This is a genomic window from Serpentinicella sp. ANB-PHB4, assembly GCF_031432315.1.
Classification (GTDB): Bacteria; Bacillota; Clostridia; order Peptostreptococcales; family Natronincolaceae; genus Serpentinicella.
This window is the reverse complement of the sequence record NZ_JAVKGO010000006.1, coordinates 43,117-65,992: the sequence shown is the minus strand read 5'-3', so window position 1 is coordinate 65,992 and position 22,876 is coordinate 43,117. Positions and strand designations below refer to the sequence as shown.

Annotated in this window: 21 protein-coding genes; 20 read left to right on the top strand and 1 reads right to left on the bottom strand. The window is 34.3% G+C overall.

Annotated elements, in window-relative coordinates; translation table 11 throughout:
• Positions 1-95: 95 nt before the first annotated feature.
• From RH915_RS06575 to RH915_RS06535, 9 genes are all read left to right on the top strand, one after another.
• On the top strand, positions 96-1,211 hold the full coding sequence (locus RH915_RS06575) for an aminopeptidase (protein WP_310478746.1): 1,116 nt from the start codon (positions 96-98) through the stop codon (positions 1,209-1,211).
• A 212-nt stretch (positions 1,212-1,423) separates the two neighbouring features.
• Entirely contained in the window at positions 1,424-1,846 is a 423-nt protein-coding gene (locus RH915_RS06570; RefSeq protein ID WP_310478744.1) for a DMT family transporter, read from the top strand.
• Positions 1,847-1,855: 9 nt separating this feature from the next.
• Positions 1,856-2,302: a DMT family transporter gene (locus RH915_RS06565; protein WP_310478742.1), complete on the top strand. Its 447-nt coding sequence runs from the start codon at positions 1,856-1,858 to the stop codon at positions 2,300-2,302.
• Positions 2,303-2,577: 275 nt separating this feature from the next.
• Positions 2,578-3,789, top strand: coding sequence for an AI-2E family transporter (locus RH915_RS06560; protein WP_310478741.1), 1,212 nt, complete (start codon positions 2,578-2,580; stop codon positions 3,787-3,789).
• A 269-nt stretch (positions 3,790-4,058) separates the two neighbouring features.
• Positions 4,059-5,237, top strand: a complete 1,179-nt coding sequence (locus RH915_RS06555) for an acetyl-CoA C-acetyltransferase (protein ID WP_310478740.1) — start codon at positions 4,059-4,061, stop codon at positions 5,235-5,237.
• Positions 5,238-5,420: 183 nt separating this feature from the next.
• Positions 5,421-6,599, top strand: a complete 1,179-nt coding sequence (locus tag RH915_RS06550; protein WP_310478738.1) for an acetyl-CoA C-acetyltransferase — start codon at positions 5,421-5,423, stop codon at positions 6,597-6,599.
• A 77-nt stretch (positions 6,600-6,676) separates the two neighbouring features.
• Complete coding sequence (splB, locus tag RH915_RS06545) at positions 6,677-7,702, top strand: spore photoproduct lyase (RefSeq protein ID WP_310478737.1); 1,026 nt, start codon at positions 6,677-6,679, stop codon at positions 7,700-7,702.
• Between the two features lie 126 nt (positions 7,703-7,828).
• Positions 7,829-8,671 (top strand): FMN-binding protein, encoded by an 843-nt coding sequence (locus RH915_RS06540; RefSeq protein ID WP_310478736.1) that lies wholly within the window; start codon positions 7,829-7,831, stop codon positions 8,669-8,671.
• A gap of 229 nt (positions 8,672-8,900) precedes the next feature.
• Positions 8,901-10,397, top strand: a complete 1,497-nt coding sequence (locus RH915_RS06535; RefSeq protein ID WP_310478735.1) for a leucyl aminopeptidase — start codon at positions 8,901-8,903, stop codon at positions 10,395-10,397.
• 105 nt (positions 10,398-10,502) lie between these two features.
• Here RH915_RS06535 and RH915_RS06530 read toward each other — a convergent pair whose 3' ends face one another.
• On the bottom strand, positions 10,503-10,751 hold the full coding sequence (locus tag RH915_RS06530; protein ID WP_310478733.1) for a thioredoxin family protein: 249 nt from the start codon (positions 10,749-10,751) through the stop codon (positions 10,503-10,505).
• A 230-nt stretch (positions 10,752-10,981) separates the two neighbouring features.
• On the opposite strand from RH915_RS06530, the gene RH915_RS06525 reads away from it, so the two are divergent.
• The 11 genes from RH915_RS06525 (at position 10,982) to RH915_RS06475 (ending at position 22,842) form a co-directional block, all read left to right on the top strand.
• Positions 10,982-12,406 (top strand): N-acetylmuramoyl-L-alanine amidase, encoded by a 1,425-nt coding sequence (locus RH915_RS06525; RefSeq protein ID WP_310478732.1) that lies wholly within the window; start codon positions 10,982-10,984, stop codon positions 12,404-12,406.
• Between the two features lie 138 nt (positions 12,407-12,544).
• Positions 12,545-12,811, top strand: a complete 267-nt coding sequence (locus RH915_RS06520) for a Veg family protein (RefSeq protein WP_310478731.1) — start codon at positions 12,545-12,547, stop codon at positions 12,809-12,811.
• Positions 12,812-12,937: 126 nt separating this feature from the next.
• Positions 12,938-13,930, top strand: coding sequence for an ornithine carbamoyltransferase (gene argF / locus RH915_RS06515; protein ID WP_310478730.1), 993 nt, complete (start codon positions 12,938-12,940; stop codon positions 13,928-13,930).
• Between the two features lie 206 nt (positions 13,931-14,136).
• The gene (locus RH915_RS06510; RefSeq protein ID WP_310478729.1) at positions 14,137-15,711 is read left to right on the top strand and encodes a DUF3794 and LysM peptidoglycan-binding domain-containing protein; all 1,575 of its coding nucleotides are present in this window, start codon (positions 14,137-14,139) and stop codon (positions 15,709-15,711) included.
• 121 nt (positions 15,712-15,832) lie between these two features.
• Positions 15,833-16,711 (top strand): 4-(cytidine 5'-diphospho)-2-C-methyl-D-erythritol kinase, encoded by an 879-nt coding sequence (ispE, locus tag RH915_RS06505; RefSeq protein ID WP_310478728.1) that lies wholly within the window; start codon positions 15,833-15,835, stop codon positions 16,709-16,711.
• A gap of 131 nt (positions 16,712-16,842) precedes the next feature.
• Positions 16,843-17,055 carry a CLC_0170 family protein gene (locus RH915_RS06500; RefSeq protein ID WP_310478727.1) on the top strand — a complete coding sequence of 71 codons (213 nt, stop codon included), beginning with the start codon at positions 16,843-16,845 and terminating at the stop codon, positions 17,053-17,055.
• An 18-nt stretch (positions 17,056-17,073) separates the two neighbouring features.
• On the top strand, positions 17,074-18,660 hold the full coding sequence (locus tag RH915_RS06495) for a spore germination protein (RefSeq protein ID WP_310478725.1): 1,587 nt from the start codon (positions 17,074-17,076) through the stop codon (positions 18,658-18,660).
• Positions 18,660-19,772, top strand: coding sequence for a GerAB/ArcD/ProY family transporter (locus RH915_RS06490; RefSeq protein ID WP_310478724.1), 1,113 nt, complete (start codon positions 18,660-18,662; stop codon positions 19,770-19,772). Before RH915_RS06495 ends, RH915_RS06490 begins: the two co-directional genes overlap by 1 nt.
• Entirely contained in the window at positions 19,765-20,895 is a 1,131-nt protein-coding gene (locus RH915_RS06485; protein WP_310478723.1) for a Ger(x)C family spore germination protein, read from the top strand. The genes RH915_RS06490 and RH915_RS06485 overlap by 8 nt, the downstream gene beginning before the upstream one ends.
• 81 nt (positions 20,896-20,976) lie before the next feature.
• The gene (gene spoIIR, locus RH915_RS06480; protein ID WP_310478722.1) at positions 20,977-21,630 is read left to right on the top strand and encodes a stage II sporulation protein R; all 654 of its coding nucleotides are present in this window, start codon (positions 20,977-20,979) and stop codon (positions 21,628-21,630) included.
• 189 nt (positions 21,631-21,819) lie between these two features.
• Positions 21,820-22,842 carry a D-alanine--D-alanine ligase family protein gene (locus RH915_RS06475; protein ID WP_310478721.1) on the top strand — a complete coding sequence of 341 codons (1,023 nt, stop codon included), beginning with the start codon at positions 21,820-21,822 and terminating at the stop codon, positions 22,840-22,842.
• Positions 22,843-22,876: the final 34 nt, after the last annotated feature.

The window sequence follows — 22,876 nt, the reverse complement described above, 5'->3', positions numbered from 1 at the left end:
GGGAAGTTTATAATACCATATTTCTTCTGGGTTCCTTCATATTTCTTCATTTTAGCGAACTTAAAGATATAAGACAATAAGGAGCGTGTGAGCACGTGGCAGATCAGAGATTAAATAAACTAGCAAAACTTCTAGTGGATTATTCAACAGAGGTTAAAACCGGTGATCGTGTATTTATACAATGCGAAGATATTGCAATGCCATACTTGGTTGAGGTTGCTAAAGAAGCGATAAAAAAAGGTGCCATTGTTGAAACTAACGTAAAAATACCAGAGGTGACAGAGGCAGTTTATAAATATGGCACTGAAGAGCAGGTTGGTGCTGAAAATTCAATTTCAAAACATATCGTCGAAAATGCAAATGTATTTTTAACTGCATGGGGAACAAAAAATACTCGATCAAATACAAACGTTGATTCAAAAAAAATACAACTTTCTGCTAGGGGAAATAAAAGAACCCGTGAGTTACTCTCAAAAAAAATTGGAACTGGCGAAATAAGATGGTGTGGAACACAGTATCCAACTCATGGTGATGCGCAAGAAGCGGGAATGAGTTTAACAGAATATGAAGACTTTGTCTATGGCGCTGGATTATTAGACAATGAAGATCCAATTGCTGAATGGAAAAAGATTGCGCAAGAACAAGAACGATGGGTTGAATATTTAGATAGTAAAAAAGAATTACATATAAGATCAGAGGGAACGGATATTAAAGTAAACATATCAGGACGGAAATGGATAAATTGCTGCGGGAAAGAAAATTTTCCAGATGGCGAAATATTTACTTCACCAGTAGAGGATGGGGTAGAAGGTCATATTACTTTTTCCTTTCCCGGAATTTATGCCGGGAAGGAAATAGAGAATATCTACTTAGAAGTTAAAAAAGGAAAAGTTGTAAAAGCAACGGCATCTAAGGGAGAAGCCTTATTACATGCCTTACTAGATACTGACGAAGGTTCAAGATATTTTGGTGAAGTTGCTATAGGTACCAATTACGGGATCAAACAGTTTACTAGAAATATGTTATTTGATGAAAAAATAGGTGGAACAGTTCATATGGCAATTGGAGACGCTATGGGAGAAGCAAAAGGAAAAAACAAATCAGCTATTCATTGGGATATGCTTTGTGATATGAGAACCCAAGGGGAAATCTTTGCAGACGGTGAATTATTCTACAAAAACGGTAAGTTTATAGATAGTGTGTTAGAATAACAAGGTATGGTTACCCATACCTTGTTTTTTTATATAGATAGTAGGAAAGTTCTACTTTCTTACTATATAAAAAAATAGTGAAAAAATATTATTAAAGACGCTGATGCAGATCGTTATTTAAATTAAAATGTATTTTGCCACGTAAATATTTAATACTATATTTAGGTGATTACGAAATAGACTGGAGTTCAGTATAAGAAAGGGGATTTAAAATGCTTATAAAAGGAGGCGCGCTATTAATAGGGATAGTAATTGCAGTAATGATTCAAATGAATGGAACTTTATCGGAATATACCAACATTTATTTTAGTTCTTTTTTTGTTCATGGAACTGGTGCTATTATTTTAATACCGATAACACGAATCTTTTCCCAGGGAAAGAAACCTTCAAAAAGGATACCGCTGTACTATTATGGAGGAGGAATAATTGGTGCAACTATTATAGTCCTTAACAATATAAGTTTTCAGAAGCTAGGGGTATCGGTAACAGTTGCACTAGTTTTACTGGGTCAAATTATAGCTTCTTTAGTAATTGACACCTATGGATTATTAAGTATAGATAAAGTTCCTTTTGTCAAAAGGAAACTATGGGGATTTTCCCTTATAGGCCTTGGAATTATTATGATGTTTGTATAGGAGGAAATAATGAACATAATTTATATTGTATTAGCAACTTTGTCAGGTGCCATGATTACAGTATCATCCATTCTAAATGCCCAAGTGGGAAAAAAACATGGTGTATATATAGCAGCATTATTAAATAATTTTTTCGCTACAGTGATTATGGGCATTACATTACTTAGCTTGTATAATGGATTTGGTTTTTCGGTTGAAAGCGTCGGGAAGGTGCCTTGGTGGGCAATGCTCGGAGGTATAGCAACAATTATAATTGTTGTAGGAAGTAATATTGTCATACCAAAGATGCCAGTTATATATACATCTTTACTAATTTTTTTAGGCCAATTCAGTATGGCATTAGTTTTAGATATAAAAGTAAATAGAACTTCTATATCATTATCCCGTATATTGGGGTTTGTTTTAATACTAAGTGGATTAATTATTAATATGAAAATAGATTATAAAAAGGCTTGATAGGTTACATTTAAATAAATTTGGTTAAACTTACAAATATATTATGGGATAGAATTTGAATTTATTGCAATAATGTTAGGTAACATTTTGCACATTTATTCTTTAAAATATTATAATGTAAATTAGTGATTTCCTTAGTTTACTATAGTTTTATACATATATATCGTTTATAATAGTGTAAAGCAATAGTGAAGTTGATTGCAAGTTTTGAATGTGAATTAACTAGGATTATAATCTAAGGGATAAATACATTCTTAAAGTAAAGGGGGAGAAGGATGAAAATAAAATGGGATAAACAGTACTTAAAATATTCCCTTTATGCAACACTAACCGTGGTGTTGTCTATTATGTTTTATCAGATTTTAGAAAATGTCGGTGTATTGATTAATCTAATAAGTGATCATTTTAGACTGCTAAGAATTATATTAAGCCCCTTTATTATAGGAGCTTTTATTGCATATCTACTGAACCCAGGAGTCAGATGGCTTGAAAAAAATGTATTTTTAAAAATTAATGCCATTAAATCTAGAAGAAGACTAATTAGAACATTGAGTATTTTAACGATTTTTGTACTTGCTATTAGCATGGTTGTTACCCTTTCTTTTTTTGTAGCACCTGAAATTAGTCAAAATGTTGGAGATTTATTAAGACGTGTTCCAGAATACTTTGACTTAACTAGTGAGTTTGTAAGCGAAAAAGTACAAGAGCTTGAAGTAGAAAACATTAAAATTATTGAACAACATATTGAGCAACACATTGAAGGCATATTTAATACAGCAAGTGGTGCCTTAGAGTATGTCTCAAGAAATCTTGTAGGTAGCCTTTTAACAATTACCACCGGAATATTTAATTTTGTATTGGCATTAATTATATCTTTTTATATCTTATCGGAAAAAGAATCATTCAAAATTGGTGCTGAAAAAATTTTATTTCTATTTTTAAAAAAGGAACATCTTGAAAAAGTAAAGAGCTTTGGAAGAGAAGCCGACGAGTTATTTGCTAAATTCATTGTAGGGAAATCTTTAGACTCTCTTATAATAGGGATTTTATGTATAGTTGGATTAAGTTTAATGAATATTAGATATGCCTTGCTATTAGGTGTAATAGTTACAATTACAAATATGATTCCATATTTTGGGCCATTTATCGGTGGAGCACCTGCTGTTGCTATAACATTTTTTGATAGTCCAATGAAGGCGTTGTGGGTTGCAATATTTATATTAGCCCTGCAACAATTTGATGGATTATATTTAGGTCCTAAAATATTAGGAGATAGCGTTGGCCTAAGTCCTTTATGGGTTATTTTTGCTATTATAATAGGGGGAAAATTAGCAGGAGTACTTGGTATGTTTTTGGGAGTGCCAGTATTCGCCATAATTCGGTTACTAATAGTAAGATTAATAGACCGTCTTATTGAAATAAAAGTGCTAAAAGAAGTAAATACAAAAGAATCACCAATAGACAATGAGGACTGTACACAAAAATAACACATGTACTATAAGAAAACAGACACTTTTTAAAATAAGGACTAAGTGGTTTGAAAAGTAGAAAATTGTAAAAAAAGAAAAAATAATGGGACACGCTAAGTTTCAAACAATATGGCCACAGGATATGTAATATAACTTTCCTGGGGTCTTTTCTATGTTAAAGTGGCATATAACTTGCATTACTCAATGGGGAGAATTTGATTTAGTTATATTTAGCTAGAACAACTAGCTAAGTAAATTTTATAATTTTAGAAAGGTGGATAAAAATTATGAGAGAAGTTGTAATTGCAAGTGCAGTAAGAACACCTATTGGAAGTTTTAATGGCGCATTAGCTAAAGTATCAGCAGCAGACTTAGGAGCGACAGCAATAAAAGAAGCTTTAAACAGAGCTGGGGTTAAAGGTGAGCAAGTTGATGAAGTATACATGGGTTGTATTTTACAAGCAGGAGCAGGGCAAAATGTTGCTAGACAAGCATCAATGAATGCAGGTGTTCCTCAAGAAGTTCCAGCAACTGCACTTAACATTTTATGTGGATCAGGACTTAGATCTGTATCGTTAGCAGCGCAAACAATTATGACAGGTGACAATGATATCGTTGTTGCTGGTGGTACTGAGAGCATGAGTCAATCACCATACTTATTACCAAAAGCAAGATGGGGAATGAGAATGGGTCATGATAAAGTTCTTGATTCAATGATTAACGATGCATTAACAGATGCTTTTGGTGGATTCCATATGGGAATTACTGCTGAAAACTTAGCAGAAAAATATGAAATTTCAAGAGAAGAGCAAGATGCATTTGCTGTAGCAAGTCAAAACAAAGCAGAAGCTGCTCAAAAAGCTGGTTTATTTGATAAAGAAATCGTTCCAGTAACGATTAAATCAAGAAAAGGCGACGTTGTTGTTGATAAAGATGAATACATAAAGCATGGTGCAACATTAGAGTCTTTACAAAAACAAAGACCAGCATTCAAAAAAGACGGAACAGTAACTGCAGGAAATGCATCAGGAATCAATGATGGTGCAGCAGCAATTGTTGTTATGAGTGCTGAAAAAGCAAAAGAATTAGGCATCAAGCCATTAGCAACTATTAAAGGATTTGCAAACGCTGGAGTAGATCCTTCTATAATGGGATACGGACCAGTTCCTGCTTGTGAAAAAGCATTAGCAAAAGCTGGTTGGACAGTAGAAGATATTGACTTAATTGAGTCAAACGAAGCTTTTGCTGCTCAATCATTATCTGTTGCAAAAGGACTAGGATTTAACCCAGAAATAACAAATGTAAACGGTGGGGCGATCGCACTAGGACATCCAGTTGGAGCAAGTGGAGCGAGAATCTTAACAACATTACTTTACGCAATGGAAGATAGAAATGCGAAAAAAGGTTTAGCAACATTATGTATTGGTGGCGGAATGGGTACAACGCTACTTGTAGAAAAAGAGTAATTTAAATAAATAATAGTCTTACTTATAAAACAACCTACACTTATCTTAAGTGTAGGTTGTTTTTTTTGTATTGATATAAATTCATCTAAAATATATAACTAAGCATAATTTTTTGACATTTGGCAAAACTTTTAAAAGCACTGTAGTGCCAGATATACTAAATTTTGAGAGGTGGATATTTATATGAAAGAAGTAGTAATTGTGTCAGCAGCAAGAACCCCTATAGGGAGTTTTGGTGGTGTATTAAAGGACGTAAGCGCCGCAGAGTTAGGTGGCGTAGCCATCAAAGCAGCTTTGGAAAGGGGTGGGGTAAAACCTGACCAAGTTGAAGAAGTATTTATCGGCTGTATTAATCAAGCCGGCAATAAACAAAATATTGCTAGACAAGCAGCTGCGAAAGCAGGAATACCATATGAAGTGACATCCATGACTGTAAATATGCTTTGTGGTTCTGGGCTTCGTACAGTTTCTCTGGCTGCTCAAACAATTTTGTCAGGAGACAATGATATAGTTGTAGCAGGTGGAACAGAAAGTATGTCTCAAGCACCTTATGTATCTAAACAAATGCGTTTTGGATCAAAAATGGGACATGTTGAAATGCAAGATACCCTTATACATGACACATTAAGTTGTGCATTTAATGACTATCATATGGGGGTTACAGCAGAAAATCTAGTTGAGAAATACAATATTACAAGACAAGAACAGGATGAGTTTGCAAGAGACAGCCAAAATAAAGCTGAAAAAGCGCAAAAAGAAGGGCTATTTGATAAAGAAATAGTTCCTGTGACGGTCAAGTCAAGAAAAGGTGAAGTTGTCATAGATAAAGATGAATACATTAAACACGGGGTAACGATTGATTCGTTACTAAAACTTAGACCTGCATTTAAAAAAGAAGGATCTGTAACTGCGGGGAATGCATCGGGAATTAATGATGGTGCTGCGGCGGTAGTTCTTATGAGTGCGGATAAAGCAAAAGAGCTAGGGATAAAACCTTTAGCAAAGTTAGCTGGTTATGCATCAGGAGGTGTAGATCCATCAATTATGGGCTATGGACCTGTGCCAGCAACGGAAAAAGTTTTTAAGAAAACCGGTTGGAAAGTAGAAGACTTAGATTTAATTGAAGCGAACGAAGCCTTTGCTGCACAAGCCATATCTGTAGCGAAAGGATTAAACTTTAACATGGACATTGTTAACGTTCACGGGGGAGCAATTGCTTTAGGGCATCCGGTTGGTGCCAGTGGTGCGAGAATTTTAGTAACCTTGTTACACGCAATGGAACATAGAGATGCAAAAAAAGGCTTAGCAACATTATGTATAGGTGGGGGAATGGGTACCTCGGTACTAGTTGAAAGAACTTAAAGTATTATATTGAACTAGAAATTGTAAAGTTAGAATGATACTTTGGTAATATCTAAGATTATTATGGAGGAAATGCTTTGAAACTTTGGACACCGGATAGAGTATACTTTGAACCGACAGCAAAAAACACAGCGGTAGGGCAACGAGTTTTGGATTATTGTAAAAGTAAAAGCATACCGATTTTACAGACAACGTCCCATAACCAAGTAAGGGATTTACCGGGAAAAGATGAAAAAGAAAAATATGCCTCTGCAAAAAAAACATTAGTAGTAGGGACAAAAAGAAGCATGAAATTTGATGTTTGCAAACCCTCGGCCCACTATCAATTCTCTCTTATGACCAATTGTCCAGGAAGTTGTGAGTATTGCTACTTATTTAGCACCCAGGGGAAAAAACCCTATGTAAGAGTATATGTAAACCTGGATGATATTTTTGACACGGTTGAAAAGCATATAGAAAAACGATTGCCTCATGCTACTATGTTTGAAGCAGCAAGTACAGGAGACCCTTTAGCTGTTGAACATATTACTGGAACATTAAAGGATACAATTCAACATTTTGGAACCTTAGATAAAGGCCGTCTTAGAGTAGTGACAAAATATGCAAATGTGGACGCTCTTCTGAATGTAAAACATAATGGTCATACAAGATTTCGTTTTAGTATTAATTCAGAGTATGTCACGAAGAATTTCGAACACAACGTACACTCACTAGATGCCCGTTTTAAAGCTGCTAATAAAGTTGGAGAAGCTGGTTTTCCTTTAGGTTTTATTATTGCACCAATTATGATTCACGAAAATTGGCGTGAAGAGTATAAAGAATTGTTAGAAAAATTATATGAAGCCTTACCATCAAAGAGAAACAGCACAATTACATTTGAGTTAATCCAACATCGTTTTACGATGAATGCTAAAAACGTCATTGAAGAGCGCTTTCCAAATACGAAGCTTGAAATGAATCCTGAGGAGCGAACTAAAAAATGGGGTAAATACGGCCGGACAAAATACGTTTACCCAAAAGAAGATATCAATGAAGTAAAGGGTTATATCGAGGGTTTAATTAAGAAACTTTTTTCAAGAAGTCACATACAATATTTTACGTGAGCATAAACGATATTGGTAAACCATTATATACCTTTATTTTTTGACAATTTTTTATCAAAAACCCGTTTTAAAAAACGGGTTTTTGTGTTATTCTATTTAAGGAAAACACTAGGAGGTGTAGTTTGTATGGAAAAACAACAAAAGATAGCTATTATACTGTTACCTTTAATATCCATTGTATTTTTATTGGGCGTTGCTGCTTTAAGACCAGAGGAAGCTGATCGATATATAGGTATAGGTCAAGGTTACGGTGGAAATATAGAACTAGAAGTCTCTATGAGAGAAGATAAGATTACGGCGATTAACATTATAGAAATGAATGAAACCGCAAACTTAGGCGATGAGGCAATAGAAAAAACCATAGAAAAAATAATAGATGCTCAGTCTACAGATGTAGATACAGTATCCGGTGCTACTGTTTCCAGTGAAGGAACCATTGAAGCCGTAAGTGATGCTTTGGTTAAGCACTTTGGAGTCGAAGGTGTAGGACAAGGCTATGGTGGTGAAATTAAAGTAAACCTTAAGCATGATGGTAATGAGTTTACGGCTATTGATGTAATAGAAATGAATGAAACTGAAAATTTAGGAGATAACGCAATAGAAAAAACAATTGCACAAATCTTAGAAAACCAAACAACAGAAGTAGATGTTGTGTCTGGTGCAACCCTATCCAGTGAAGGGTTAATAGAGGCAGTAGAAAATGCACTAGAAGCACAATATGGCGTCGAAGGTGTAGGACAAGGTTACGATGGCGAGATTAGAGTTCGAGTTAAAGCTGACGAAGAAGGGATTCACGCTATTAGAATCTTTGAAATAAATGATACACCAGACTTTGGAGATAGTGCGGCTGAAGAGGTAATTGAAGCAATCTTAGAAACTCAAAGTACTGAAGTAGATGTTGTAACTGGCGCGACTTTGTCTAGTGAAGGAACCATAGAAGCAGTAGAAGATGCTTTATCAAAACAATAACAAGCAGATAATATATTGAAAAATAACCAAAGTTTTTAAAACTAAAACTTTGGTTATTTTTTTTGGCTGAGAAAATTTTATAAACAAATATACTAAGTAGTTTTGAATAATACAGCAATAAAAACACATAATAAATTGAATTAAGTTTAGCACTATTTTATTGTTATTATCATTTTACTTTGAAAAAATAAAGATATTGTCATATAATTCTAATTGGAGGTGGAACATTTTGATAATAAAAAATGCAAATGAAAGTTTAAAGAATATTCTAGTAGATGGGATTATAGTAGGTATTTTCGAAGACGACCACAGTCTTCCTGAAGCATTACAAGAAACAGATCAAAACTTAGGGGAAGCAATACAAGAATTAGTACGCAATCAGGAATTTACAGGAAAAGAAAAGGAAACAATGGTGGTACATACTTTTGGTAAAATTTCTGCAAAAAAAATAATACTTGTAGGTTTTGGAAAAAAAGAAAAATTTCAAGAAGAAAGCATCAGAGCAGCTACAGCAATTGGTTTAAAGCTAGCAAAAAAGCTAAAATGCAAATCAGTTGGTATTAATTTCATAGATCAAGTAGAAGGTTTGTGCCCTAAAAAAGCAACAAGTGCGCTTTGTGAAGGAGGGCTACTTGGATTATATGAATTTAATAAATATAAATCATCAGATAAAGCACAAGTCACTGTAACGGACTTATTAATTTTGAATAAAAGCATTGAAAACAAAACTCTAGTAGAGGAAGGAATTGATCTAGGTAAAAATTTAGCAATGTCGACAATGTTAGCAAGAGATTTAGTGAATGAGCCAGGAAACGTGCTAACGCCTAAAGAAATGGCCAGTAGGGCCATAGACATTGGAAAACAACACGGAATCCAGGTAGAAGTTTTAGAAGAAGAAGATATGAGAAAACTTGGAATGGGTTGTTTCTTAGGAGTTGCTCAAGGATCAGAAGAGCCTCCAAAACTTGTAGTGATGAAATATGAAGGCGGCAAAAAAGATGATGAGTACACCGCATTTGTAGGAAAGGGAATTACCTTTGATTCAGGGGGAATTTCATTAAAACCTGGAGCAGGAATGGATGAGATGAAAACAGATATGGGTGGATCTGCAGCTGTTTTAGGTGCTATGGATGCTATAGGAAGATTAAAACCCAAGACAAATATCATCGGTATATTAGGACTATGTGAAAATATGCCATCAGGCAGGGCAATGAAGCCTGGGGATATTATTACATCAATGACTGGTAAAACAGTAGAAATACTTAATACAGATGCTGAAGGAAGACTTGTTTTAGCTGATTGTGTAAGCTATGCCAAGAAGCTAGGTGCAACAAAAATAGTTGATTTAGCTACATTAACTGGGGCTTGTGTAGTTGCTCTAGGGGCTATAACGACAGCTTTAATTACAAATAATAAAATATGGGTAGAAAAACTGAAGCAATCAGCAGATGAAGCTGGTGAAAAGGTTTGGCAGTTGCCAGCGGACTCAGAGTACGGTGAACTAATAAAAAGTGACATTGCAGACATAAAAAATATTGGTGGAAGAGATGCAGGAACAATTACAGCAGGACTTTTTATAGGTGAATTCATTGGTGAGACACCTTGGGTGCACATGGATATCGCAGGAACTGCAAGAGCAACAAAAGAAAAAGGATACACTCATAAAGGCGGTACAGGTGTTGGCGTAAGAACTCTGTATTACTTGGCAAAAAGTTTAGAAAAATAATAGCAATAAAAAAATCACTTATGAGAGATAAGTGATTTTTTTATTGCTATTTAAGTTGGATAACATAATTAACAAATGAAATGAGCTAAGGTTAATATTAATACTTTATTTGTTTTCTGAAGCTGTCAGAAGTGCCGATTTAACTTGATCTACACTTGGAATACGACCAGACAAATAAATTTTACCATCAATCACAAGGGCAGGTGGAGATACAATCCCTTGGTTTAATATAGCCTGCATATCCGAAATTAGTTCATAGTTAATATCAATGTTTAATTCTTCCATAGCTCGTAACAAAACATATTCCAATGTGCTTCCCCTACAACAGAGGTGTTCATAAATTTTTATATTCACGATAGTTAGCCTCCAAAAGATTATTTTTAAAAGTAAATTTCTTTTAGTTTAGTTTTAACAAATAATAAAAAAATAAGCAAGTAAGAAAATGTATCTAATAAATTTACTCAAACAGTATATGTATGATAATACAAAGAAAAATATGCACAGTAGCGAATAACTTAACATATTATATACTACGGTTACACTGAAATGCTTAAAAATTCAAAAGAATAGGGGGGATAGAGGTTGTGCATACAGAAGGACCACAAGTAAAAATATATGATGTAGAAAAAGATATAGTGAGTAAAAAGCCTTTCGATGAGTTGTTAAAAGAGTTAGTAGCCAGTTCTGCGCCGCTAACCTTTCATATAGAGTCCTTAAAAAGTTTAGCCATTGTAATGAGGACAAATATAAAAAGGGCAATGAGATTATATGGAGGCAAAGGAATTGGAGCAAATAAAGAAGCGGATATTTCTACAGAAAATTACCCAGATTTTATGGAACTTGAAAAATACAAAAATATCTGGGGAAAGGATTTCAATGTTTTTAAAGAAAAACTAAATAAAGCCATAACAGAAACAGATGGCCAAGTGATTTACTTGAATAACAAACTAATCAATGCTAAGTTTCACCCAGTATGTGGTGGTGCGACAGAAAATAGTGAAAATGTAGAAGGTAACATAGTTAAGTATTTGAGAAAAGTGCTTTGTAATCAGTGTAGGAATACGCCCTACTATATTGATCATAAGGATGTCAATATAGAAGATATAGAGAAGAAGTTAGGCGTTAAATTTGTAAAAGACAGTTCCACTAAAAATATGATGATAGAAAATATTTTTGAAGATATAGTGAGAGATGAAGAGGGTAGAATAAAAAAAGTAAAAATCGGAGGCAAAGAATTTAAGGGTAAAGACATCGTTGAATTATTAGGGTTAAACTCAACTCGGTTTAGCTGGAAGCCACAGAAAATTCGTTTTTTTACACAAGGAAAAGGTGATGGTTTGGGGTTATGTTTGTTTGGGGCAAATAATTTAGCAATGGAAGGAAAAGCTGCAGAGGATATTATTAAATATTATTATACAGGAGTAAATGTTGGCCGAATAAAAAAAATTAGCATAAATAAGCCAATGGAGGGTAAAACTATAGTAATTGATCCTGGTCATGGCGGCGAGAAATCTGAGGATCATATTAGTTCTGCAGGACTAAGGGAAAAAGAAATCAACTTAGAAATTAGTAATAACTTAAAACAGAAACTGATAGACTTAGGGGCTAAAGTCTATTTAACAAGAGAAGAAGATACCTATGTGCCCTTAGGCAGCAGAGCGGCGCTAGCGAACAGCAAACGCCCAGATTTTTTTATATCTATTCACCAGAATTATATTGATGAACCTAAAATAATGGGGACCGAGATCTATTATTATCCAGGAGATCATCAAGCAAAAAGGCTGGCAAACAGCATCATGAATCAGTTGGCTACTCGTTTACAAAGGATAAACAGAGGTGTAAAAGAGGCTGAATTTTATCTCTTGAGAGACGTTAAAGTAAGTACATTGCATATAGAAACAGCCTACTTGTCTAGTCCAAGGGAAGAAAAACTGTTAATGAATTTAGGATACAAAAAAGACGTTGCAGAAGCTATTGCACAAGGGATCGTTGATTATTATTTTGTCTAAATAAGAAATATTATGGAATATTTAAAAATACAATTGACAAGAAGTATTTCATCGGTGTAAAATGTAATGTTGAAAGCTTGACAAAAAAGTTACACTGTGTTATAATTGACTTGTTCAAGATGAAAGTAGGTGGATGTTTTGGCTGATAGAAATACGTTAAATGAAATCAGAAGAAGTATCGAAGGGTATGTAGGATGCCCGGTTACTCTAAAAGCTAACAAAGGAAGAAAAAGAATTCTTGTAAGAGAGGGCATTATAGAAAATGCATATCCAAATATCTTTATCGTAAAGATTAATGGTAACTTTGATTCAGTTAGAAGAGTGTCTTATAGCTACTCAGATGTTTTGACAGAAACCGTTCAATTAACAGTAAATAACGACAACGGAGATATAAAAGTAAGTTAATAAAAGCTGCTATAGTAATAGCAGCTTTTATATTTTTTGTTGCATTACTGATAACTTATGCTATAATTATACAAAATGATGAATATTTATAAACATTTGATGATAATTGGATTAGGGGGGAATCAAATGCCATTAAACTTAAAAGGAAGAAGCTTACTGACATTAAAGGATTTTTCACCAAAGGAGATAAAGTATTTACTAGATCTAGCGAAAGATCTAAAATCAAACAAACGATCTGGTATACAAGCAAGACAACTACAAGGAAAAAACATCGTTTTATTATTTGAAAAATCATCTACAAGAACAAGGTGTGCTTTTGAAGTGGCAGCCTTAGATGAAGGCGCTAATGTTACTTTCTTAGGTGCACAAGACTCTCAGATGGGGAAGAAAGAATCCTTAGAAGATACTGCCAAAGTACTAGGACGATATTACGATGGTATTGAATTTAGAGGATATAAGCAAGACAGTGTGGAAGTATTGGCCAAGTATTCTGGGGTGCCAGTTTGGAATGGGCTAACTGACCTGTATCATCCCACCCAAATATTAGCGGACTTACTAACAATTACAGAACATGTACATAAGCCCTTAAATGAAGTGAAGTTTGCTTATGTGGGTGATGGTAGAAACAATATGGGAAACTCTTTAATGATAGGTGCAACAAAAATGGGAATGGATTTTAGGGCCGTTGCACCTAAGTCACTGTTTCCTTCTTCGGAGCTGGTGGATGAAATGAGAAAATTATCTACATCCACTGGAGCAAAAATTACATTGACAGAAAATATACAAGAAGGGGTAAAAGACGCTGATGTAATATATACAGATGTATGGGTATCTATGGGAGAAGAAGCGCAATTTGAAGAAAGAATTAACTTGTTGCTGCCATATCAAGTAAATATGGATATGATAAAATCAACAGGTAATCCAAACGTTGTATTTATGCATTGCTTACCTGCTTTTCATGACTTAAATACAACTGTAGGGAAACAGATTTATGATAAATTTGGACTGAAAGAAATGGAAGTCACAGATGAAGTATTTCGAAGTAATCATTCCATTGTTTTTGATGAAGCAGAAAATCGAATGCATACAATAAAGGCTGTATTAGTAGCAACTTTATAATAAAACATACTCTTTTTTGAAGTGGATAAAATTCCACTTCTTTTTTTGTTATACAGGCATATAAATATATAGGAGAGATACTAACCACAGAAAATTTATAATTATATGATTGCAACAGGAAATATTTTATAACTTTATAACATATATTTTTATGACACAAATATGATGTAGTAAAGTTTCTAAATTTAGTAAAAGGGGGTAGAATAATGCCTATTGAATTGGTAAAAGACCTTTTTAAAGTCGAGCAGCCAGTTGGTGAAAACATGGCACAGGCAATTGTTGAGGGGGATATAATTGTACCGGATGCAAAGCCTGATATTACAAGAATTTTAACTGTTGACGGCATGATTCACATTAAGAAAAAAGAGGTTAAGGAAAATAGCTTAGATGTGGAAGGCGTAATACATTTTAAAATACTATACGCATCTGACAGCGGGGACGAACCTCTATACAACATTGATAGTATTACGGAATTTAATCAAAAAATTGAGATCCCAGGATTAAATTCGGAAATGGATTGTGAAGTAATCTCTGACATTGAACACATTGACTACACCATTAATAATGATAGAAAGATTGGGGTAAAAGCGGTTATTAATTTGGATGGAAAAGGCTTATATCAACAGGATGTAGAGATTACAAAGGATGTTGAGAATCTAGAGGATATTGAGTTATTAAAAGAAACAATTCAATATACTTCACTGATTGGATCTAATACTTCTGAAACTTTAGTAAAAGACGCTTTCGAATTAGAAGATGAAATGCCAGGGATAAAAGAAGTCTTAAACTGGAATGGCAAAGTTTTTTCTCGAGAAACTAAGGTGACAGATGGAAAAGTAATTGTTGGTGGAACATTGTACCTTGACCTACTTTACATAGCAGACGATGAAGAGGATACATTAAACGTAATGAAAAAAGAAATCCCTTTTACCCATTTTGTTGAAGTAACAAATGCCTATAGTGATATGCAGTGTAAGGTTGAAATGAATATAGAAGAGCTGAATACAGAGGTAAAAGAAAATATACAAGGAGTTAAAAAAATAGTTGAAGTAGAAAGTGTTGTTAAGCTAAAAGCGAAGGTAATGGAATTACAAGAAAAAGAAGTATTAGTAGATGCTTACTCTCCAACCCAACCTTTGAAAGCTGAGAAAAATGAAATTGTCTATAATCAGGCTTTAGGAATGAGTAAAAGTAATATCACGGTAAAAGAAACACTACAAATTCCTGCTGAAAAACCACCAATTAATAAAGTTTTATCTGTTCAAACTAAATCTATATTAACAGACTACACAGTAAGTTCAGGAAAGGTAGTTGTAGAAGGGGTTTTAGAAGCAATAATGCTATACACTGCAGAAGATAATTATCAGCCAATTTATAGCTATGTACAGGAAATACCCTTTAAACAAAGTGTAGATATAAGTAATCTAACCGAGGATGCAAAAGTTAATTTAGATTTGTTCACGCAAGAGGTTGAATTTAGTCAAATTAATGGACAGCAGGTAGACGTTAAAGCAAATGTACTTGTTAATTGTGATGCTTATTGTAATAAAAAAGTAGAAGTAATCGTTTCTGCCGAAGAAGCAGAGGTAGAAGAAAGTAGTGCTGAAAGATCTAGTTTAACGATCTGCTTCTTTCAAAAGGGAGATTCTTTATGGCAGTTAGCAAAAAAATATAATACAACAGTAAAACAAATTATGGAAACTAACAATATTGAAAGTCCAGACGCTATTAACCCAGGTGACCACATTATAATTGAAAAAGTCTATAACTTTAAGTTTTAATTAAAGACCGCAGATGAACACTGCGGTCTTTAAAATGAAAAACAAAAGTATAAATCTGTTTGCAAGAAATTTTTATGTTTTATATAATAAAAACAGTGACAATTATAAGGGGAGAACATGAATGAATGATATAAAGATAAAGTCAAGGGCTAAAATTAATTTATCTCTTGATGTTTTGGCAAAAAGACCGGATGGTTATCATGAGGTTCAAATGATTATGCAGCAAATTGACTTGTATGATCATATTTCAATAACAAAAGATTTTAACTCCAATAACATTAGCATAGAAACGGATTGTGAGTTTATTCCAACAAACCATACGAATATAGCTTACAAAGCTGCAGAAGTATTAAAAAACAAATTCAAACTTCCATTTGGATTTAAAATTGACATTAAAAAAAATATACCAGTGGCAGCTGGATTAGCTGGAGGAAGTGCGAATGCAGCTGGTGTTCTGAAAGGGATTAATGAGCTTTGTGAATTAAATCTTACTTTGGATGATCTTATGGATATTGGGGTTAAAATTGGTGCTGATGTCCCCTTTTGCCTTATGGGGAGTGCGGCTTTAGCAGAAGGCATCGGAGAAAATTTAACACCTATTGAAGGGTTAAAAAATGTATGGATCGTTCTTGCAAAGCCATCTATTTCTGTTTCAACTGCTGAAGTTTATCGGGGGTTAGATTTAAATAATATTAAAAATAGACCGGATACTACGTTGTTATTAAATGCGATTAAAAGCCGTGACTTGAATACACTTTCTAAAGAAATGAGCAATGTGCTAGAGACGGTAACGGAAAAGAAATATTATGTGATTAAACAGCTCAAAAACAAAATGATGGAATTTAATGCAATGGGAACTATGATGTCAGGGAGTGGACCTACGGTCTTTGGCATATTTAAAAATTATAAAAAGGCGAAGGCAGCCTATGAAAATTTATCGATTATTAACAAACAAACATATCTTGTTCAAACCTATACAAAAGAAAAGCAACTATCATAAAGGTAAAAGCGCAAATTAAAAGGGATCATTACGATGATCCCTTTTAATTTGCGCTTCTTTGTATATAAACACCTAAACTTGTAAAAAATGAGAAAGGAATAAATATTTAGCGTAAAAGGTAGGGTTGTTCAATGGAAACACAAATAATATATGAGAATATAGCTGGTCTATTTAATTTAGCGGTAGTATCTGCTTTTATACTGATTGGTATCTTTTTAATTAGTTTTGATACACAAAGGCTGTTGAAAAAAAAGCTAAAAAGAGAAAGTATATTTGCAAAAATCTTAGGATTTATCTATATAATTGGCTCGATTGCAGCATACACAGTTTTTCAAATTGTATAAATGAGAGGAGGTTAAACGATGAGTTTATGGGACAAGTTATTCGGTAATAAGGAGGAGCCTCCAATAGGCTATAATGATACAACAAAAATAAGTAAAAGTTTAGATCAAAATCTTGAGGCAATAAAGGCAGATTTGACCGATTGTGACGATATTATTTATCGTGAAGCATACGTAGGGAAAAAAGGAGACTATAAAATAGCCTTAGCCTATATAGATGGGATGGCAGACCGGGACTTGCTCAATAGGGATGTGCTTTCCAATCTTATGGTTAGGGTTAGAATGGCAGATCCGGAACCAAAAGCCATAAAGAGTAAGATTCAAGACTTCATTCTAGATAATAGTCTGGCGATTACGGATATGAGTGAAGTAGAAACCCATGAAGAGGCTATGAATTTTTTACTCAGTGGAGAAACCGTATTATTATTAGAGGAATATGATAAAGCCATTATTATTGCTACTAGAGCATGGGAAGCCAGAGGAATTTCAGAACCCGTAACCGAGGCAGTTATACGGGGGCCAAGGGATGGCTTTGTAGAAACCTTTAGATTTAATACAGTTCTAATTAGAAGAAGAATAAGGGACCCTAAATTAAAATTAAAAATTAAACAAGTAGGCAGACGTTCAAAAACCGATATTGCAGTAATGTATATTGAAGATTTAGTTAACCGCAGGGCATTGGAAAAAATAGAAGAACGATTAAATGCGGTGGATATTGATGCGGTTTTAGATAGTGGTTATATTGAACAGTTAACCGAGGATAATTGGTTATCCCCATTTCCGCAAATACAAAATACAGAAAGGCCAGATACAGCATCTGCAGCATTATATGATGGAAGAATTGTATTGGTTGTGGATAATACGCCCTTTGTCTTAATATTACCCACAACTTTTAATGCATTGCTGCAATCTGCCGAGGATTACTACGAGCGATGGTCAATTGCAACAGCAGTTAGGCTATTAAGATATCTTGCTGTATTTATTTGTTTACTGGCACCATCTTTGTATGTCGCCATTACATCCTTTCATCCCCATATGATTCCTACAGAGCTGGCGCTATTTATTGCTGCCTCCAGGCAGGGCATTCCATTTCCCGCAATTGTAGAAGCACTAATTATGGAAGCTACAATAGAAATATTAAGAGAGGCGGGGGTGCGATTGCCCGGTCCTATTGGCGCAACTATTGGGATTGTAGGGGGGCTGGTTATTGGACAAGCGGCTGTTGAAGCCGGTATAGTGTCTCCCCTGATGGTGATTACAGTGGCAATAACTGCAATATCTTCCTTTGCTATACCTAATTACAATTTGGCAATAGGCTTTAGACTCCTTCGTTTTGGGTTTATATTTATGGCTGCTTTCTTAGGTTTATATGGGGTGGCACTATTAATGTTATTAGTAATGGTACACTTATGCAGTTTAAAAAGCTTTGGGATTCCATATATGTCCCCTTACACTAATTATATTGACAATCCTAACGATTTAAAAGACACCTTTGTACTATTTCCTTTACCCGGTTTAAGAAGAAGAAGCTTAATATCTTTTAGAAAGAATAAAGTACGTCAAAAAGACCTAAGGCCGGAGGATTTTAACAAGGAGGATCAAAGTTAATGTTTAAAAATAACGATCTTATATCTTCGGGACAAATGGCCCATATTTTAATACTGACCCTTATTGGAGTAGGTATTTTAAATTTACCCGGAGATTTAACAGAGGGTATTGGTACAGATGGACTGTGGGCCCTGCTCATAGGTGGCATATTTACAATAGGGGCGGCAGCATTAATTGGGTATATCATTAAAAAGTTTCCAGGAAAAAGTTATTTTGAAATATTAACAACTAGTTTTACCAAACCAATTGCTTGGATCATTGCTTTTTTATTTATTCTGTATGCATTGATGATAAATGCATTTTTAATCAGGGTCTTTGGTGAAGTGGTAAAAATGTTTTTGCTAATTCGAACCCCTATAGAGATAATTATATTTAGTGTATTGCTTATTTCGGCTTATCTCAGTAGAAATGGCATTGAAGCCTTAGGCAGACTAGCAGAACTGCTATTTCCCATTATAATGATTCCTGCATTAATACTCTTTTTGTTGGGCTTAATAGAATCAGACTTAACCAATTTACTACCAACATTCCAAGCCACACCAATGGAGTTAGTAGAGGTGTTGCCTACTGCATTTTTTAGCTTTGCAGGATTTGAGTTTATTTTAGTTTTCGGGACATACCTTAAAAGACCTGACAAGGCACCAAAATTAATGGCAACTGGGGTCGGCATGGTACTTGCTATATATGTGATTATATTTATTACAATTCTATCAATATTTGGCACAGAACAACTGGCTCACCTGGTATGGCCAACAATGAGTGTATTTAAAACCATTGATTTTCCAGGGTTATTCATTCAAAATGTGGAAGGGCTAGTAATGGTCATATGGGTATTTATTGTATTTATGTCCATTGGTCCAATTCATTTAGTAAAAACAATTTTAATAGGAGACTTACTTAATTTAAAGGAAAGAGACTTTATGGCATTACCATTAGTACCAATTTTATATATTGTTGCTTTAATTCCTGAAAACATAGCTCAAACCTATGCGTTTATGGGGAGTTTTTCAAAGTATGCTATTCCTATTTTTGCATTAGGGGTGCCTATATTGATTTTAATTTCATTAGGGATTAGAAAGGGTATAGGAAAGGAGCGTGGAAGTCGTGCTTAAAAAAAGTAGCATAATCCTTATGCTTATAGTGTTCCTATCAAATTTTTTAGTTGGTTGCTGGGATAAAGTCGAAATTGAGGATCGGGCCTATGCTTTAGCAATTGCTGTTGATATTAATGATGAGGCACCAGATGAGGAAGATGAGTTATTACTGACCTTTGCCATTCCCAACAATGCTGCAATTGCAGGAGAAGCAGATGAATTTAATATTTTATTTAGCAGTACAGGCACCAATGGTTATGCTATTATGAGGCGACTAGGAACGCGTATGAATAATGAGCTTTATTTAGGTCATTTAAAAGCGGTTATAATCAGCGATGAAGTTGCAAGGCGCCCCAAACTCTTTAGAGAAATACTCGATGCTATGGAGAAGGATCCCCTTATTAGTCGTAAAATTTATATAGCCCTTACGGAGGGTAAAGCCCGAAAAGTGTTAGAAGTGGAAAGTGAACTTGAACCTTTAACGCCAAGATATATAAGAGAGATTTTTGAAGGGGATAGAGTAACCAATAGGGCGCCATTACTAGATCTAAATGACATTTTCTATAAACTACATAGAAATGGAAATAGTATAATTACCAGGCTTACCCCAGGAGAAACCGATGTGAAAGCAGGGGGAGGCGGTGTGATTAAAGATTTTCAATTAACAGGTTGGTTGGAAGAAGAAGAAATAAGAGGGTTGATGTACTTAAGGGATGAAATAACATTTGGTGGGTATGAACTTGACTACAAAAACTATAGGGTGCCTGTTGAAATCACTGAAAGTAAGACATCCTATCGATTAATAGAGGAAGACGGTAATATAAGCATAATTGTGGATGTGACAACTGAAGGAGATGTAAGGCAGTTCTACTTCGATCCACAGGAGACTTTATTAGAGCATGAAATATTAGAAGCATTAGAAACAATGTTTGAAGAGGCGATAGAAGATAACATTTATTTAGCCATAAGTGCTTTACAGGAAGAGCATGAAGTTGATTTAGCAGGACTTGATAAATATATTCATAAATATCATCCATCAATATGGCAAAAGATCAAAGATGACTATGAAGATGTATTCCCAGAGATTGATATAGTGGTAAATGTAGATGCAAACATACGACGAATTGGACTGACCAAATAATTAGGTATAACTGTATATAATTTCCCCCTTTTGTACATACTGAAAGTATAACAACAAAATGGACACGGAGGGGGAAGTTAAATGAAAAAGAAATGTTTAATAGGATTTGTTATTTTTTCAATACTATTGATAAATGCAAATTTAAGTAAGAATGAAAGTATGGCACTAGAAAATAGGGGAGAAAACCTAATACGATTTCATGTTTTAGCGAATAGCGATTCTCCAGAGGATCAACAACTAAAATTAAAAGTAAGAGATCAAGTGATTGAATATGTATCAACAAAGTTAGAGGTTTCAGAAAGTGTAGATGAAACAAGGGAAGTATTAAAATCAAACCTAGAAAATATAGAAAAAGTGGCAATAGCTGCTTTAAAGGAAAATGAATCAACCTACGGAGTAAAAGTATATTTAGAAGACCATGTGTTTCCAACAAAAAGATATGGAGATGTAGTTTTTCCAGCTGGAAATTATGAGGCCTTAAGAGTAGTGATAGAAGAAGGGACTGGGCAAAACTGGTGGTGTGTTATGTTTCCGCCCCTGTGCTTTGTTGATGTAAAGCACGGTTTAACCGATGAAAAAACAAAGGAATATTTAAAAGAAGCTTTAACAGAAGAAGAATATGAAATCATTTACAGAAATACGGATCATGAACAGCTCCCACTACAGCTAAGATCAAAAGTATTTGAGTTTTTTCAAAATACAGTGGGTGGGTGGAGATTATTTGCCTGGTTGTAGGCTGAAAAGAAACGATATTGAAAAGTGGCGTTAGCCACTTTTTTTGTGTGCAAAACTATAGTAGTTGACTTATAATCACTTAGGTAACATATATTTAGTCAAATAGAACAAAAAACTCTAAAATATTTCTCGTATTGAATAATAGGACGAACAAGAGTAGAATATTAATGTATAAGGAGGCAGGTTAATATGAAAAAGACTAGGATTATGATTTTATTTGGCGGTAAATCTGGAGAGCATGATATCTCTTTAATGTCTGCTGCTTCAGTAATGAGAGCTATGGATAAAGATAAATATGAAATAACTTCAGTAGGAATAACCCGTGAAGGGGACTGGAGAGAATTTGTAGGTAATGTAGCAGAAATTGATGCTATAGACTGGGAAGGTCAATCAAAACCCTTTGATGTGAACCGTTTATTCCAAAAAAATAAGGAAGTAGATACAGTATTTCCAGTATTACACGGGCCATTTGGAGAAGATGGTACTGTTCAAGGACTTTTAGAAATGGCGGGAGTATCGTATGTTGGTGCAGGGGTGTTAGCATCTGCAGTAGCCATGGATAAAGGAATAGCTAAAATGCTACTAGATAGCGAGGGCATTCCCCAAGCAAAATATCAACTAATAAATAGGAAAGACTTTGTAGAGGATAATATGCGTGTCATATCAAGAATAGAGGATCAATTTGAATATCCTGTATTTATTAAACCTGCTAATTTAGGATCCAGTGTTGGAATATCAAAAGCTAAAAACAGAGATGAATTATTAATATCTATAGAAGAAGCAATGAAATATGATCGACGAATTATTGTAGAGACTTTTATAAATGCTAGAGAAATTGAATGCGCAGTGTTAGGCAATGAAAATCCAAAAGCATCTTTGCCCGCAGAAGTAGTACCTTATCATGAATTTTACGACTATAATGATAAGTACTTTGAAGGAAAGAGCCAGTTGATTGTGCCAGCTAACTTGCCAGAGGATGTTGTAAAAGAAATTCAAGCATTAGCTTTACAAGTGTATAAAATATATGATTGTAAAGGGTTATCAAGAGTGGATTTTTTTATTGAAAAAGAGACGAATAATATACTTGTTAATGAAGTAAATACAATGCCAGGCTTCACGAAGATTAGCATGTATCCAAAAATGTGGGAAGCTACAGGACTGCCCTATAGGGAGCTAATTGACCAACTAATTAATTTATCGATTAACAAATGAGTCCTAAAATTTACATTTCGACAAAAAGATAAGT

What these genes read in the sequence shown, in the direction of transcription:
- RH915_RS06550 (WP_310478738.1), top strand. Translation starts at nt 5,421, where the DNA reads ATGAAAGAAGTAGTAATTGTGTCAGCAGCAAGAACCCCTATAGGGAGT.
- RH915_RS06500 (WP_310478727.1), top strand. Translation starts at nt 16,843, where the DNA reads ATGGAAACACAAATAATATATGAGAATATAGCTGGTCTATTTAATTTA.
- RH915_RS06490 (WP_310478724.1), top strand. Translation starts at nt 18,660, where the DNA reads ATGTTTAAAAATAACGATCTTATATCTTCGGGACAAATGGCCCATATT.
- RH915_RS06495 (WP_310478725.1), top strand. Translation starts at nt 17,074, where the DNA reads ATGAGTTTATGGGACAAGTTATTCGGTAATAAGGAGGAGCCTCCAATA.
- RH915_RS06565 (WP_310478742.1), top strand. Translation starts at nt 1,856, where the DNA reads ATGAACATAATTTATATTGTATTAGCAACTTTGTCAGGTGCCATGATT.
- RH915_RS06540 (WP_310478736.1), top strand. Translation starts at nt 7,829, where the DNA reads ATGGAAAAACAACAAAAGATAGCTATTATACTGTTACCTTTAATATCC.
- RH915_RS06475 (WP_310478721.1), top strand. Translation starts at nt 21,820, where the DNA reads ATGAAAAAGACTAGGATTATGATTTTATTTGGCGGTAAATCTGGAGAG.
- ispE (WP_310478728.1), top strand. Translation starts at nt 15,833, where the DNA reads ATGAATGATATAAAGATAAAGTCAAGGGCTAAAATTAATTTATCTCTT.
- RH915_RS06555 (WP_310478740.1), top strand. Translation starts at nt 4,059, where the DNA reads ATGAGAGAAGTTGTAATTGCAAGTGCAGTAAGAACACCTATTGGAAGT.
- RH915_RS06560 (WP_310478741.1), top strand. Translation starts at nt 2,578, where the DNA reads ATGAAAATAAAATGGGATAAACAGTACTTAAAATATTCCCTTTATGCA.
- argF (WP_310478730.1), top strand. Translation starts at nt 12,938, where the DNA reads ATGCCATTAAACTTAAAAGGAAGAAGCTTACTGACATTAAAGGATTTT.
- RH915_RS06570 (WP_310478744.1), top strand. Translation starts at nt 1,424, where the DNA reads ATGCTTATAAAAGGAGGCGCGCTATTAATAGGGATAGTAATTGCAGTA.
- RH915_RS06510 (WP_310478729.1), top strand. Translation starts at nt 14,137, where the DNA reads ATGCCTATTGAATTGGTAAAAGACCTTTTTAAAGTCGAGCAGCCAGTT.
- spoIIR (WP_310478722.1), top strand. Translation starts at nt 20,977, where the DNA reads ATGAAAAAGAAATGTTTAATAGGATTTGTTATTTTTTCAATACTATTG.